General features: G+C 72.5%; 12 protein-coding genes. 3 read left to right on the top strand and 9 right to left on the bottom strand.

The window, feature by feature from the left end:
* Nucleotides 1–44 precede the first annotated feature (44 nt).
* The 3 genes from H293_RS0102460 to H293_RS0102470 all read right to left on the bottom strand — a co-directional run bounded on the left by H293_RS0102460 (nt 45) and on the right by H293_RS0102470 (nt 3,632).
* Nucleotides 45–1,193 carry a carbohydrate kinase family protein gene (locus tag H293_RS0102460; protein WP_106968244.1) on the bottom strand — a complete coding sequence of 383 codons (1,149 nt, stop codon included), beginning with the start codon at nt 1,191–1,193 and terminating at the stop codon, nt 45–47.
* 214 nt (nt 1,194–1,407) lie between these two features.
* Nucleotides 1,408–2,697, bottom strand: coding sequence for a glucarate dehydratase family protein (locus H293_RS0102465; protein WP_020116298.1), 1,290 nt, complete (start codon nt 2,695–2,697; stop codon nt 1,408–1,410).
* On the bottom strand, nt 2,694–3,632 hold the full coding sequence (locus H293_RS0102470; RefSeq protein ID WP_020116299.1) for a 5-dehydro-4-deoxyglucarate dehydratase: 939 nt from the start codon (nt 3,630–3,632) through the stop codon (nt 2,694–2,696). Before H293_RS0102470 ends, H293_RS0102465 begins: the two co-directional genes overlap by 4 nt.
* Nucleotides 3,633–3,747: 115 nt before the next feature.
* Between H293_RS0102470 and H293_RS0102475 the strand changes: the two genes are divergently transcribed.
* Together H293_RS0102475 and H293_RS0102480 are read left to right on the top strand one after the other, a co-directional pair.
* A complete protein-coding gene (locus H293_RS0102475) occupies nt 3,748–4,530 on the top strand; it encodes an IclR family transcriptional regulator (protein WP_020116300.1) in 783 nt (260 codons plus the stop codon).
* A 189-nt stretch (nt 4,531–4,719) separates the two neighbouring features.
* Entirely contained in the window at nt 4,720–5,907 is a 1,188-nt protein-coding gene (locus H293_RS0102480) for an MFS transporter (protein WP_020116301.1), read from the top strand.
* A 65-nt stretch (nt 5,908–5,972) separates the two neighbouring features.
* Here H293_RS0102480 and H293_RS0102485 read toward each other — a convergent pair whose 3' ends face one another.
* Genes H293_RS0102485 through H293_RS0102505 form a run of 5 tightly spaced genes read right to left on the bottom strand, consistent with a single transcriptional unit; the run spans nt 5,973 to nt 12,074 of the window.
* The gene (locus H293_RS0102485; protein ID WP_020116302.1) at nt 5,973–6,962 is read right to left on the bottom strand and encodes an adenosine deaminase; all 990 of its coding nucleotides are present in this window, start codon (nt 6,960–6,962) and stop codon (nt 5,973–5,975) included.
* A gap of 20 nt (nt 6,963–6,982) precedes the next feature.
* A complete protein-coding gene (locus H293_RS0102490) occupies nt 6,983–7,888 on the bottom strand; it encodes a ribonuclease Z (RefSeq protein WP_020116303.1) in 906 nt (301 codons plus the stop codon).
* 6 nt (nt 7,889–7,894) lie between these two features.
* On the bottom strand, nt 7,895–8,248 hold the full coding sequence (locus H293_RS0102495) for a histidine triad nucleotide-binding protein (protein WP_020116304.1): 354 nt from the start codon (nt 8,246–8,248) through the stop codon (nt 7,895–7,897).
* Between the two features lie 31 nt (nt 8,249–8,279).
* Nucleotides 8,280–11,495 (bottom strand): S41 family peptidase, encoded by a 3,216-nt coding sequence (locus H293_RS0102500; RefSeq protein WP_028807479.1) that lies wholly within the window; start codon nt 11,493–11,495, stop codon nt 8,280–8,282.
* 45 nt (nt 11,496–11,540) lie between these two features.
* Entirely contained in the window at nt 11,541–12,074 is a 534-nt protein-coding gene (locus H293_RS0102505; protein ID WP_078612501.1) for a hypothetical protein, read from the bottom strand.
* An 81-nt stretch (nt 12,075–12,155) separates the two neighbouring features.
* Here H293_RS0102505 and H293_RS0102510 point away from each other — a divergent pair, with 81 nt between their 5' ends.
* Nucleotides 12,156–12,545, top strand: a complete 390-nt coding sequence (locus H293_RS0102510; protein ID WP_106968230.1) for a hypothetical protein — start codon at nt 12,156–12,158, stop codon at nt 12,543–12,545.
* Here the strand turns inward: H293_RS0102510 and H293_RS0102515 are convergent.
* Entirely contained in the window at nt 12,487–12,879 is a 393-nt protein-coding gene (locus H293_RS0102515) for a VOC family protein (RefSeq protein ID WP_020116307.1), read from the bottom strand. The two genes, H293_RS0102510 and H293_RS0102515, sit on opposite strands and share 59 nt — an antisense overlap.
* Nucleotides 12,880–12,894: the final 15 nt, after the last annotated feature.

The following is a 12,894-nucleotide window of genomic DNA, read 5'->3' on the forward strand; positions in this document are numbered from 1 at the left end:
GGCACCCCCACCCGGCCCACGGCGCGGCCGCGGCCCCCGTGGGCTCAGGCCGATCTGCCGAAGCCGATCGTCGGCACCGCTCGCCGCAGGGGCCAGCCCGGGGCGGTCTCCTCCGGGATCAGGTCCGCCAGGAAGGCGTACCTGTGCAGGGCGGCGCGGTCCTGGGAGGCGACGGACTGGACCTTGCGCCACCAGGCGCCGATCTCGGACCAGCCCGGCGCGGACAGGGAGCCGCCGAACTCCTGGACCGAGAGCGCGGCGGTCAGGCCGGCGAAGGCCAGCCGGTCCGCCAGCGGCCAGCCCGCGAGGGTGCCGGTGACGAAGCCGGCCACGAAGACGTCCCCGGCGCCGGTGGGGTCGAGCGCCTCGACCTCGATCGCCGGGACCTCGGCGGCCTCCCCGGTACGCCGGTCCACCGCGTACGCGCCCTCCGCGCCGAGGGTGACCACGGCGAGCGGCACGTGCTCGGTGAGCGCGTGGGCGGCCTCGCGGGGGCAGGTGGCGCCGGTGTAGCGCATCGCCTCCTCCGCGTTCGGCAGGAAGGCCTCGCAGTGGGCGAGGTCGGGGAGGCCGGCCAGGTCCCAGGCGCCGGTCTCGTCCCAGCCGACGTCGGCGAAGATGCGGGTGCCCTTGCCCGCTGCCTGGGCGATCCAGGGGGCGCGCTTCCCCGGCTCCAGCGAGGCCACGGCCGCACGCGCGCGTGGGGGGCAGTCCGGCGCGCCCTCTTGGACGAGCACGGCCTCGGGGGGCGGCTCGTGGCCGTGGGAGACCATGGTGCGCTCTCCCTCGTAGGCCATCGACACGGTGACCGGGGAGTGCCAGCCGGGAACCCTGCGCGACGGGGAGAGGTCGATGCCCTCGCCCTGCTCCAGGGCGTCCCAGCAGTACTCGCCGTAGTGGTCGTCGCCGAAGGCCGCGGCCAGCGAGGTGCGCAGCCCGAGCCGGGCCAGGGCCGTCGCCATGTTCGCGACGCCGCCGGGGCTCGACCCCATGCCGCGGGCCCAGGACTCGGTGCCGCGCACGGGGGCGGTGCCGAGCCCGGTGAAGACGATGTCGAGGAAGACGGTGCCGGTGAGATAGACGTCCCAGGGCGGATCACCGGGTGTGCGCACGGCGGCCAGGGGATCGACCTGGGCCTGGCACTGCCCGGCCTTCCCGTTGTACGACGGTCCCTTCCCGTTGGACGCGATCACGGTGAGCTCCCTGCGCGTGGTGCCGATCAGGCCAGTCTGCACCACACCACCGACAACAGGCCGTCGCCCACGTCAGGCCTCCGAGCACCGGGCCGGGCAATCGGGCCCGTCCGGTGTTTGAGGACGAAGCCCCTCCAGGGCCGCAGCGGGGTCTGGGGCGCAGCCCCCAGCGGGCACGGGAGGGCAGGGGCGGCGGGGCGGGAAAGCCCCCGTCCTACCAGCGAGGCACGCTCGGCGTGACCCACCCCGGCTCGGCCACCCGCATGGCCGCGGCATCGTCCCGCTCCCGCAGCGAACCGTCGTCATCCAGCCACCGCCGATGCAGGAACTCCGCCTTCTCCCGGTCGAGTTCGACACCGAGCCCGGGCGCGTCGGAGACCCGCACGGCCCCGTCCTCGAAGACCAGCCGCTCGGTCAGCACGTCCTCCGACTGCCACGGATAGTGCGAGTCACAGGCGTGGTGGAGATTCGGCACGGTGGACGCCACCTGCGTCATCGCGGCCAGCGAGATCCCCAGATGCGTGTTGGAGTGCATGGACACCCCCACCCCGAACGTCCGGCAGATCGCGGCGAGTTGCTGGGTGTTGCGCAGCCCGCCCCAGTAGTGGTGGTCGGAGAGCACCACCTGCACGGCATCCCGGGCGAACGCCTCCTTGATCTCCGCGAAGGTCGTCACACACATGTTGGTGGCCAGCGGGACATCGGTCCCGGCGGACACCTCGGCCATGGCCACGGTCCCCAGCGCCGGGTCCTCCAGATACTCCAGGACGTCCCCGAGCTCCTCGGCGACCCTCAGCGAAGTCGCCACGCTCCAGGCCCCGTTGGGGTCGAGCCGCAGGGGATGCCCGGGGAACGCCCCGGCAAGAGCCCTGACCGCGGCGATCTCCTCGTCCGGCGGAAAGACCCCGCCCTTGAGCTTGAAGGACCTGAAGCCGTACCGCTCCGTGAACAGCCGGGCCTGTTCCACCACCCCCGCGGGATCGAGGGCCGCCCCCCAGTCGTCCTTCTCGCAGGCCACGCCCTCCGGATGAGCGGCCCACTTGTAGAACAGGTACGCGCTGTACTCGACCGCGTCCCGCACCTTGCCCCCGAGCAGGGCGTGCACCGGCAGCCCGAGCGCCTTGCCCAGCGCGTCGAGACAGGCCACCTCGAACCCGGAGACGACGGACAGCCGTAGCTTGTCGGCGGTCTGCACGCCCCGCAGCCCACCGACGTCGACCTGTCCAAAGACCCGGGAGGAGTCGACCGCCATCTGGTCCGCGACCGTGAACAGCCCGTTCAGGTCCCCGACCTGGCGTCCGAGCAGCTTCGCGGCGAACGGCCGGGCCAGCTCCAGGTACTTGGTGTCGCCGTACGTCTCCCCGACCCCCACGACCCCGTCCGCGGTCTCCACCTCGACGATCAGCCGGGGCGTGTACGGCTGGTGCACGCCCTGCGTGTTCAGCAGCGGCGGATCGGCGACGAGGATCGGCGTGAGGCGGACATCGGTGATCGTGAGGTTCACAGCGCGGCTCCTACGAGGTCGAGACCGGTGGTCAACAGCGGGCGCAGGGCCGCCAGGTCGGCGTCCGACGGGTCGGTGAGCGGTGCGCGTACGGGCCCCACCGGCCGCCCCCGCAACCGCGCCGCCGCCTTCACCAGCGACACCGCGTACCCGGGCACCCGGTCCCGGAGTTCGACGAGCGGGACGTAGAAGTCGCGCAGCAGCTTCTCCACGGTCCCGTCGTCGCCGTCGCGCAGGGCGGTGAAGAAGGCGTTCGCGATCTCGGGGGCGAAGGCGTGGACGGCCGAGGAGTAGGCGGGGACGCCGACGGTGGCGTAGGCGCGGGCCTGGATCTCGGCGGTGGAGGCGCCGTTGAAGAACAGGAAGTCCTCGGGGGCGGCGAGGGTCAGGCGCTGGAGCCGGTCGAGGTCGCTGTGCCCGTCCTTGAGCCCGATGACGCCGTCGATCGCGGCGACCCGCCTGAACGCGTCCACGCCGAAGGCGACCTGACCGCGCTGGTAGGCGATGAGCGGCAGCCGTGTCCGCGCCGCGATCTGCTCCAGCTGGGCGACCAGGCCGTCCTGCGGGGCGGCGACCAGGTAGTGCGGGAGGACCAGCAGCGCGTCCGCTCCCGCCTCCTCGGCGATCCGGGCGAAACGTACGGCCTGCGCCCAGCCGTAGCCGATCCCGGCGACGACGGGCACGCGCCCGCCGGCCTCCTCGACGGCGATGGTGACGACCTGCCGGTACTCGTCCTCGTCCAGCGAGAAGAACTCGCCGGTGCCGCAGGCCGGGAAGACCGCGCCGGGACCGGTGGCGATCTGGGCGGCGACATGGGCGCGGAAGCCGTCGGGGTCGAGGGTGCCGTCGTCGTGGAAGCTCGTGAGCGGGAACGACAGCACACCCTGTGCCATGCCGTCCCGCAGTCGTCGGGCCGTGTCCGGGTCGAGGGTCACCCTCACCCATCTCCCCATGTAGACGTTATCTACGTATGAAGATGGAGATTAGATAGGCGAATCCCGTCCGTCAATGGGGCCACGCGCGGTTTGGCCGGCCGATTACCATCGGCGCATGTCAGAGACCGGTGGTGTCCGCGAGGTGAAGTCGGCGGCCCGCACCGTCGAACTCCTCGAACTGCTGGCCGCGCGCGGCGACCGCCCGGCCCGGCTCCAGGAACTCGCGGACGAGCTGGGCGTGCCGCGCAGCTCGATGTACGCGTTGCTCCAGACCCTGATCTCGCGCGGCTGGGTCCGCACCGACATCACCGGCTCGCTCTACGGCATCGGCATCCACGCCCTGCTCACCGGCACCAGCTACCTGGACTCCGACCCGCGCGTCCGGGCCGTACGGCCGTACCTCGACGAGGCGTCCCAGGCACTGGGCGAGACGATCCACCTGGGCCGGCTCGACGGCCGGGACGTGGCCTATCTGGCGACGCGGGAGTCGCACGAGTACCTGCGGACCATCAGCAGGGTCGGCCGCCGGCTGCCCGCGCACGTCGGCGCGCTGGGCAAGGCGCTGCTGGCCGAGTGGCCCGACGAGAGGCTCCCCGAGGGGCCGTACGAGGCACTCACCCCGAACTCCCACACCACCCGCGACTCCCTGCTGACCGACCTCGCCGAGGTCCGCGCCCGTGGCTACTCGATCGACCGGGAGGAGGGCGTCCTCGGCATCGTCGGCATCGGCTTCGCCCTGCGCTACGACTCCCCCGCCCAGGACGCCATCAGCTGCTCGGTCCCGGTCGCCCGCCTGACGCCGGACCACGAACAGCAGATCATCACGGTGATGCGCGAGATCAGGGGCAAGATCGAGGCGACGGCACCGGGCGCGGGGGGCGCCCCCAGCTGGCGTTAGAGGCGGCCACAGAGGGCGCACTTTTACCCGGCTTCCCTCACCCCAAACGAAACGTGATCCACATCACGCACCCCGCTCTTCTTCCGCAACCGCGTGCTTGATACAAATTCTTCGCGCGTTCCTGTCCGTCGACGGCCTGCGCCCAACCCCCTTTTCGAGCCGCTTCTTTCGCATGCCCTGGGAACGCCCGTGTTCGCCCGTCGCTCCACCCTGCCCTGGCCCCTCATTGCCCTTTTCACGGCCGGGTACCTCGCCCCCTACCTGCTGCCGACCACCGTCGGCAGACTCGACTCGGGGCTTCCGCTCACCGCCACCGAGGCGGGTGCCGTCGGCAGCGCGCTGCTGCTGAGTTCAGCGGCGGCAGGCTTCCTGCTCGCCGCCCGCGTCGACCGCGTCGGCCCCCGCACCCTCGCCCGCATCGGCCTCACCCTCGCCGTCCTCGGCTACGGCGGCGCCGCACTCACCCACGCCGTCCCCGCGGTCGTCGTGGGGGCCCTGGTCGGCGGCTTCGGATCCGGTATGTCGACGGCGGTGGCCGCCACCGGCATCGCCGCCCAGCCGGACCCGCACCGCGCCACCACGGTCGGCCTGCTCGGCGTCTCCGCGCTCGCCGGCGCCGTCTACCTGACCGTCCCCCACCTGGGCCCCGGCCACGGCCAGCCGCTCGCGGCGATCGCCCTCACCGCGCTGGCGGTCTGGCCCCTGACGAACCGTCTCCCGCTGCGCACGGCCCCCGCCCGGAGCCGGGAGACCCGCACCCCGCTCCCCCATCCGCGCGCCGGTCTCCTCCTCGCCGCGACCCTCCTGTGCTGGTCCCTCGCCCAGAACGCCCTCTGGGGCGTCAGCGGCCGCATCGGCCTCACCCAGGCCCACCTCTCCGAGGCGACGGTCGGCGCGGTCTTCGCCATCGCGCTGGGCGCGGGCCTGCTGGGTGTCGTCGGCGCGGGCGCCCTCGGCCCCCGGCTGGGCCGCGCGCTCCCCATCGGCGGCGGCACGGTCCTCATCGCCGCCTGCATCACCCTCAGCGCCTCCGCGACCGACCTGACGTCCTTCGCGACGGGTGAGATCGCGTGGAACACGCTCTACCCGATCGTCCTGTCGTACGTCATCGGCCTGGCCGCCTCCCTGGACCCCCGCGGCCGCTGGGCGGTCCTGGTCGGCTCGGCCTCCTCACTGGGCACGGCGGCGGGTCCGCTGACGGGAAGCCTGTTGTCAGCCCAGGCCGGCTTCTCCGTGATGGGCACGGTCCTGGCAGCGGGCCTGCTGCTGATCGCCGTACCGATGACGGTGGTGGCACTGGGCGCCGGGCGCCGGACCTTGCCGGTGGTGGAAATCCAGGTGGAAGCCCACGTGTACGACAAAGCAACGGCTGCTTAAGGGGCTTTTAGGGGCGCGGGGAACTGCGCGACCAGCCCCCACCGGCCCGCACCCGACAACGCACCTCAGAACTCGTACGCATCAACTTCCGCAAGATACCGAGCCCGCAACTCCTCGTCGTGCTCCAGGAAGGACGCGAGGAAGGAGTTGCGGGCGAGCTCCCGCAACCGCTCCTCACCCAGCCCCAGAGCCTGCTGAACGGCCTCGAAGTTGTCCCCCGCGTAGCCCCCGAAATAAGCCGGGTCGTCGGAGTTCACGGTGCACATCAACCCGGCTTCCAACATCGCGGGCAACGGATGATCACCGAGCACGTCCACCGTCCGCAGCCGTACGTTGGACAAGGGGCACAGGGTCAGCGGAATCCGGTCCCGCACCAGCCGCGCCACCAGCTCCGGCGACTCCACGCACCGCAGCCCGTGGTCGATCCGCTCCACCCCGAGCACGTCCAGCGCCTCGACGATGTACTCCGGCGGCCCCTCCTCCCCGGCGTGCGCCACGCGTCGCAGCCCGAGCGCCGCGGCGGCCTCGTACACCTCGCGGAACTTCACCGGGGGATGTCCCACCTCGGCGGAGTCGAGCCCGACGCCGACGATCCGGTCGAGATACGGCTTGGCCGCCTCAAGGGTCTCCAGCGCGGACTCCGCGGACTCGTCCCGCAGGAAGCACATGATCAGCTGCGTCGAGACGCCATGGTTGCGCGCACTGCTGCCCAGCGCCCGCCACAACCCCTCCACCACCGTGCCCATCTCCACGCCCCGCGCGAGGTGCGCCTGCGGGTCGAAGAAGATCTCCGCGTGCCGCACCCCCTGCGCCGCGGCCCGGGCGAGATACGCGTTCGCCAGGTCCTCGAAGTCCCGCTCGGTGCGCAGCACGGCCATGAGCTCGTAGTACAGGTTCAGAAAGGACTGAAGATCCTCGAAGTCGTACGCCTTGCGGAGCTCGTCCGTGGAGGCGTACGGCAGCTCGACGCCATTGCGCGCGGCCAGCTCGAAAGCCAGCTCCGGCTCCAGGGCGCCTTCGATGTGCAGGTGCAGTTCAGCTTTGGGGAGGGACATCAAAGCATCGTACGGCCGCTTTACCGCCGTTTCGGAACCGGGACCCTCAGGAGGTCGTGGGCCACGGTCAGCTCGCCCTCGTACCCGGCCGCCCGCGCCTGCCGTTCGAACTCCGCCGGCTCGGCGTAGCGCTGGCTGAAGTGGGTGAGCACGAGGTGCCGTACGCCGGCCTCGCGGGCGACGGTGGCCGCCTGGCCGGCGGTCAGGTGGCCGTGCTCGACGGCGAGTTGCTCGTCCTCGTCGAGGAAGGTCGACTCGATGACGAGCAGGTCGCAGCCGTCCGCGAGGGCGTGGACGCCGTCGCAGAGGCGGGTGTCCATGACGAACGCGAACCGCTGGCCGTGGCGGACCTCGCTGACGTCGTCGAGGGAGACGCCGTTCAGGGAGCCCTCTCGCTGGAGCCGTCCCACGTCGGGCCCCTTGATGCCGTGCGCGGCGAGGCGGTCCGGGAGCATGCGGCGGCCGTCGGGTTCGGTGAGGCGGTAGCCGTAGGACTCGACGGGGTGGGAGAGCTTGCGGGCTTCCAGCGTGTAGCCGTCGGTCCGCGCGAGCACCCCGTCGGCCGCGACCGGTGCCTCGGTGAGCCGGACCGTCTCCCGGTACGCCGTCGCGTACCGCAGGCGGTCGAAGAAGCGCTGCCCCGACTTCGGGTAGTGGGCGGTGACCTCGTGCGGGACCCGGTCGAGGTTGATGCGCTGGATCACGCCCGCGAGGCCGAGGGAGTGGTCGCCGTGGAAGTGGGTGACACAGATCCGATGGAGGTCGTGGGCGGCGACCCCGGCACGCAGCATCTGGCGCTGGGTGCCCTCGCCGGGGTCGAACAGGAGGCCCTCACCGTCCCAGCGCAGCAGGTAGCCGTTGTGGTTGCGGTGCCTGGTCGGGACCTGGCTGGCTGTGCCGAGGACGACCAACTCACGTACGGACACGGTGGGTTATCCGGGGGGCCAGTGGAGGCCGCGGCCGCCGAGCACATGGGCGTGGGCGTGCCAGACGGTCTGGCCGGCGCCGCTGCCGGTGTTGAACACGGTGCGGTAGCTCTCCAGCTTCTCGTCCTCCGCGACGGCCCGGGTCTCGCGCAGGACGTCGGCGGCGAGTTCGGGTGCGGCGGCGGCGAGTTCGGCGGCGTTCTTGTGGTGGGCCTTGGGGATCACCAGAACATGGGTGGGGGCCTGCGGGTTGATGTCCCGGAAGGCGAGGGTGGTGTCTGTCTCGCGGATGATGGTCGCCGGGATCTGACCTGCGACGATCTTGCAGAACAGGCAGTCGTCCTGGGGTTCCCCTGCCATGTCGTTCCTTCCGTAGAGGTCCTGAGGCATCTTAACGAGGCAGCGTCGGCGGAATCTTCGCCGGACTGGACTCCAGCGCCTCCAGAGCGATCCGCACCGCCTCGTCCAGCTGGGCGTCCCGGCCCGCCGCGTAGTCCTGCGGCCGCTGCAGGACCTCCACGTCCGGGTCGACGCCGTGGTTCTCGACGCCCCACTCGTACCCCTCCAGCCAGAACGCGTACTTCGGCTGGGTGATCAGCGTGCCGTCGACCAGGCGGTAGCGGCTGTCGATGCCGATGACCCCGCCCCATGTGCGGGTGCCGACGACCGGGCCGATGCCCAGCGCCTTGATCGCCGCGTTGACGATGTCGCCGTCCGAGCCGGAGAACTCGTTGGCCACGGCGACGACGGGCCCGCGCGGCGCGTCCCTCGGGTAGCTGTACGCGCGCATCCCCCGCGGCAGCGCCCAGCCGACGATTTTGCGGGCCAGCTTCTCGACGACCAGCTGCGAGGTGTGGCCGCCCCGGTTCTCGCGGACGTCGACGACCAGGCCCTCGCGGGCCACCTCGACGCGCAGGTCGCGGTGGATCTGCGCCCAGCCCGGGGCCTGCATGTCCGGGACGTGCAGATACCCCAGCCGACCCCCCGACTTCTCGTGGACGTAGGCGCGCCGGTCGGCGACCCAGGCGTGGTAGCGCAGGGGCTCCTCGTCGGCGACGGGGACGACCACGGCGTGCCGGAGGTCGCCGCCGCCGGAGGGGGAGACGGTGAGCTCGACCGGTTTGCCCGCGGTGCCGACGAGGAGCGGGCCGGGGCCGGTGACCGGGTCGACCGGCCGGCCGCCCACCGCGACGATCGCGTCCCCGGCGCGCACCGCCACGCCCGGTGCGGCGAGCGGGGACCGGGCGGCGGGGTCGGAGGTCTCGGTCGGCAGGATGCGGTCGATGCGCCACTGCGGCGACCCCTGGGGGCCGTCGTCGTGGCGGGAGATGTCGGCGCCGAGCAGACCCTGCCGGGGGCCGTGACCGTGGCCGCCGCGGGGGGTGACGTAGGCGTGGGAGGTGCCGAGTTCGCCGTGCACCTCCCACAGGAGGTCGACGAGGTCGTCGTGGGTGGCCAGGCGGTCCAGGACCGGGCGGTAGCGGTCGAGGACGCCGGTCCAGTCGACACCGCTCATGTCAGGGCGCCAGAAGTGGTCCCGCATGATGCGGCCGGTCTCCTCGTACATCTGCCGCCACTCGGCCGAGGGGTCGACCGTCTGGCGGATGCGGCCGAGGTCGACGGAGATGTTCGTGTCGCTGTCGTCGTCGTTCGAGGCGCGGCGGTCGCTCGGTACGACCTTCAGCCGGCCGTCGGTCCACAGCAGGACCCGCTTGCCGTCGCCGCTGACGGCGAAGTGGTCGGCGTCGGCGGCGAGGTGTTCGAGGCGCTGCTGGGCGAGGTCGTAGCGCTGGAGGTCGGTCTTCGGGTCGGGGTCGTCCGGGGTGGCCCGGGAGGAGCCGAGGACGCCCTGGACGGGGTGGCGCAGCCACAGCACGCCGTCCTTGGCCGCGCGCAGGTTGGAGTAGCGGCCGGCCTCCACCGGGAAGGGCACGATCCGGTCGGCGAGGCCTTCGAGGTCGATACGGGTGGTCGGGGTGCCCTCGCTGTCGGGGGTCTCGTCCTTGTCGGGGGCCTCGAAGGGCCTGCCGTGCCGCTGCGGGCCGAAGGGCGACGGGGTGGTCGCGGCCAGGGTGATCAGGTGCGGGCGGTCGCCGACCACGAAGGCGAGGTCGAAGACGTGCTCGTCGTAGACCGGGTCGAAGGAGCGGTTGGAGAGGAAGGCCAGGTGCTTGCCGTCGAGGGTGAAGGCGGGGGCGTAGTCCTGGAAGCGCAGCGGGGTCGCCTCGGTGACCGACAGGTCGGTGGTGTTGGCGAGGCGGAGCTGGCAGAGCGGGTCGGGGCCGGGGTGCGACCAGGCGAGCCAGGCCGAGTCGGGCGAGAAGGTCAGTCCCCGTACGTCGCCGTCCTCGCTGCGGTCGACCTCGCGGACCTCGCCGGTCTCCCGCTCGACGAGCAGGACGCGGCCGTCGTGCGCGGCGACCGCGGCCCGGCTGCCGTCGGGGGCCATGGCGAGCCCGAGGACCCGGCCGAGGCGGCCCGCGGCGAGGCGGCGCGGGGTGGCGCCGGGGGCGAGTCCGGTGGCGGGCGCGAACTCCAGGGCGTCGTCGCCCTCCGCGTCCGTCACCCAGACGACCCACTCCTCGCCCTCGGTGCGGAAGGTGCGGGGCAGCCGGGCCCGGACGCCGGGTTCGTCGGCGAGCGCGCGGGCCGGGCCCGAACGGTGGGTGACCCAGTGGACGGCGCCGCGCACGGCGACCGCGCTGCCGCGTGCGGTGTGGTCGGGGGCGGCCGAGCCGAACCAGCGGGAGGCGTCCACCGGGAACGGCTGCCGGTCGGCGCGCTGTCCGCCGAGCCGGACCTCAAGGCGGCGCGCTTCGGCGCCGTCGAGGTCGTCGAGGATCCACAGCTCTCCGGCGGAGGTGTAGACGACCCGGGTCCCGTCGCCGGCCGCGTGCCGGGCGTAGTAGCCGTCGAGCGGGGTGTGCCGGCGCAGGTCGGAGCCGTCGGCGAGCGAGGAGTAGACGGCTCCGGTGCCCTCGTGGTCGGAGAGGAAGGCGATCCGGTCGCCCGCCCACACGGGGTACTCCAGGTTTCCGTCCAGGTCCTCATGCAGCCGTACGAACTCGCCGTCGCCCTCTCGGTCGATCCACAGCTTCCCGGCCGTGCCGCCCCGGTACCGCTTCCACCAGGCGGCCTCCCGGCCCATGGGCGCGGAGAGGATCACGGTCGCGGGACCGTGGGCGACATGGCCGACGGGGCCGTACGGCAGGGTGGTGCCGGGGCCGCCGTCGAGCGGGACGGTCCGGGCCCAGCTGCGGCGCAGGCTCGCCTGGCCGTGGGTGGTGATCGCGAGGACCTCGCCGTCCGGGGTCCAGCCGCGCACCTGAGTGCGTGCGCTGCCCCAGTGGGTCAGCCTTCGGCCCGGGCCGCCGTCGACCGGCGCGATGTGCACCTCGGGGGCGCCGTCGCGGGCGGAGGTCCAGGCGACGGTGGTGCCGTCGGGCGAGATCCGGGGGTGGGTGACCGGGACGTTGTCCGCGCTGACCCGCCAGGCGCGTCCGCCGTCGAGCGGCGCGAGCCACACGTCGTCCTCGGCGGTGAAGGCCACCAACTCGCCCCGCAGGTGCGGAAACCGGAGATATGCAGACGTCGCAGGCTGTGTCACCCGATTACCCTACGCACGGGCGGTGCTCGTGCACAGAGGTTTCGATCACTTGCCGTCGGGCCAGCACTGCGGGTCGTTCTGGCACCAGATGGTCTTGGTGACGGTCACGGTGACGGTGGGGCCGGGCTGCCCGGGGTTGTCGACCCGCGGGGTGGGTGTGGCGTTGCAGTCGCCGAGCCCGTCGACGTGGAGCCACTGCCTGCCGCCCACGGTGGCGGTGAGGTCCCCGCGCACACACGCGCCGCTGACGGTCCGGGTCACCTTGCCCTTGGCGGTGATGTCCTTGCCGTCCCGCGTCTTGCCCTCGCAGTTCACGGTGGCGACGGTGTTCACGGACGCGCTCGGCGTCCGGTCGCCGTCATCGTACGAGGCCGTGCAGGTCAGCCAACTCACGTCGGCCTTCTGCCGGTTCAGCTCCTTGGTGACCAACTGGTCGGTGGTGTACGAGACGGTCGCGGAGCTGACCGCGCCGGTCGGATCACACGCGGCGACCCCGCCCACGGCCAGCACCACACCCCCGACCGCACCCGCCACTCGCACCCCGCGCGGCCGACGCCAGTTCCGTCTCAACGCCACCATGGAGGGCAGCCTGCCACTGTCCCGTCCCGGAGGGTAGGGCGCATACAGCCACCTGTGCGCCGGTCGGGTTACGGTGGGCGGATGCGTAGGGACGGTGCGGTGAGAAAGCTCGTCGTGGGCGACCGGACCTACCTGTGGAGCCTGCGGCACAAGCATCGGGACGGTGACGCCTGCCGCGACGTGCTCCACCTGATCCTCGACGGGGTCCGCACCCGGATCGTCTTCCGGCAGGGCGACGGCCGGGGCATCTCCTGCTGCTACGCGCACGACGGCTTCGTGGCGACCGGCCCCGGCAGGGCGCTCACCCTGAACGAGCCCGGTACCGTACGCCGTCTCGTCGACGAGGGGACGGACCGCGGACTTCTGCCAGGAGGCGGGGAGTTGGACGGCTGGGACCTGTTCGACGCGGTGCTCAGCCGCGCAGCAGCAGCCACTCCTGGAGTTCCACCAGGTTGCCCTCCGGGTCCTTGAGGTGGGCGACGCGCATGCGGTCCGTCAGGGGGGACGGGCCGTGCAGCAGGGTGGCTCCGCGGGACGCGATCTGCTCGCAGTAGGTGTCCAGGTCGTCGACGCGCAGCACGACCAGGGAGCGGTGGCCGGTGGCCGTGCCGCCCAGTTCGCCGAGGACCTCCGCCATCATCGACCGGTCCTGGAGGGCGATGCCCGCCGAGCCGGTGGCGGGGCTGAACTTCTCGTACGGCCCGTCCTTCGCCCCCGACTGCGGCTTCAGGCCGAGGACCTCGGCGTAGAAGCGGTAGCAGGCGGCGAAGTCGGTGACGAGCAGGCGCACTTGGGCGAGTTCCACAGCCGTCCCTCCAGG

Source organism: Streptomyces canus 299MFChir4.1, assembly GCF_000383615.1.
GTDB classification, from domain to species: Bacteria; Actinomycetota; Actinomycetes; order Streptomycetales; family Streptomycetaceae; genus Streptomyces; species Streptomyces canus_C.

Excerpts from the sequence above, each read along its gene's own strand:
- H293_RS0102505 (WP_078612501.1), bottom strand. The coding sequence starts at position 12,074 with ATGGTGGCGTTGAGACGGAACTGGCGTCGGCCGCGCGGGGTGCGAGTG.
- H293_RS0102475 (WP_020116300.1), top strand. The coding sequence starts at position 3,748 with ATGTCAGAGACCGGTGGTGTCCGCGAGGTGAAGTCGGCGGCCCGCACC.
- H293_RS0102495 (WP_020116304.1), bottom strand. The coding sequence starts at position 8,248 with ATGGCAGGGGAACCCCAGGACGACTGCCTGTTCTGCAAGATCGTCGCA.
- H293_RS0102510 (WP_106968230.1), top strand. The coding sequence starts at position 12,156 with ATGCGTAGGGACGGTGCGGTGAGAAAGCTCGTCGTGGGCGACCGGACC.
- H293_RS0102485 (WP_020116302.1), bottom strand. The coding sequence starts at position 6,962 with ATGTCCCTCCCCAAAGCTGAACTGCACCTGCACATCGAAGGCGCCCTG.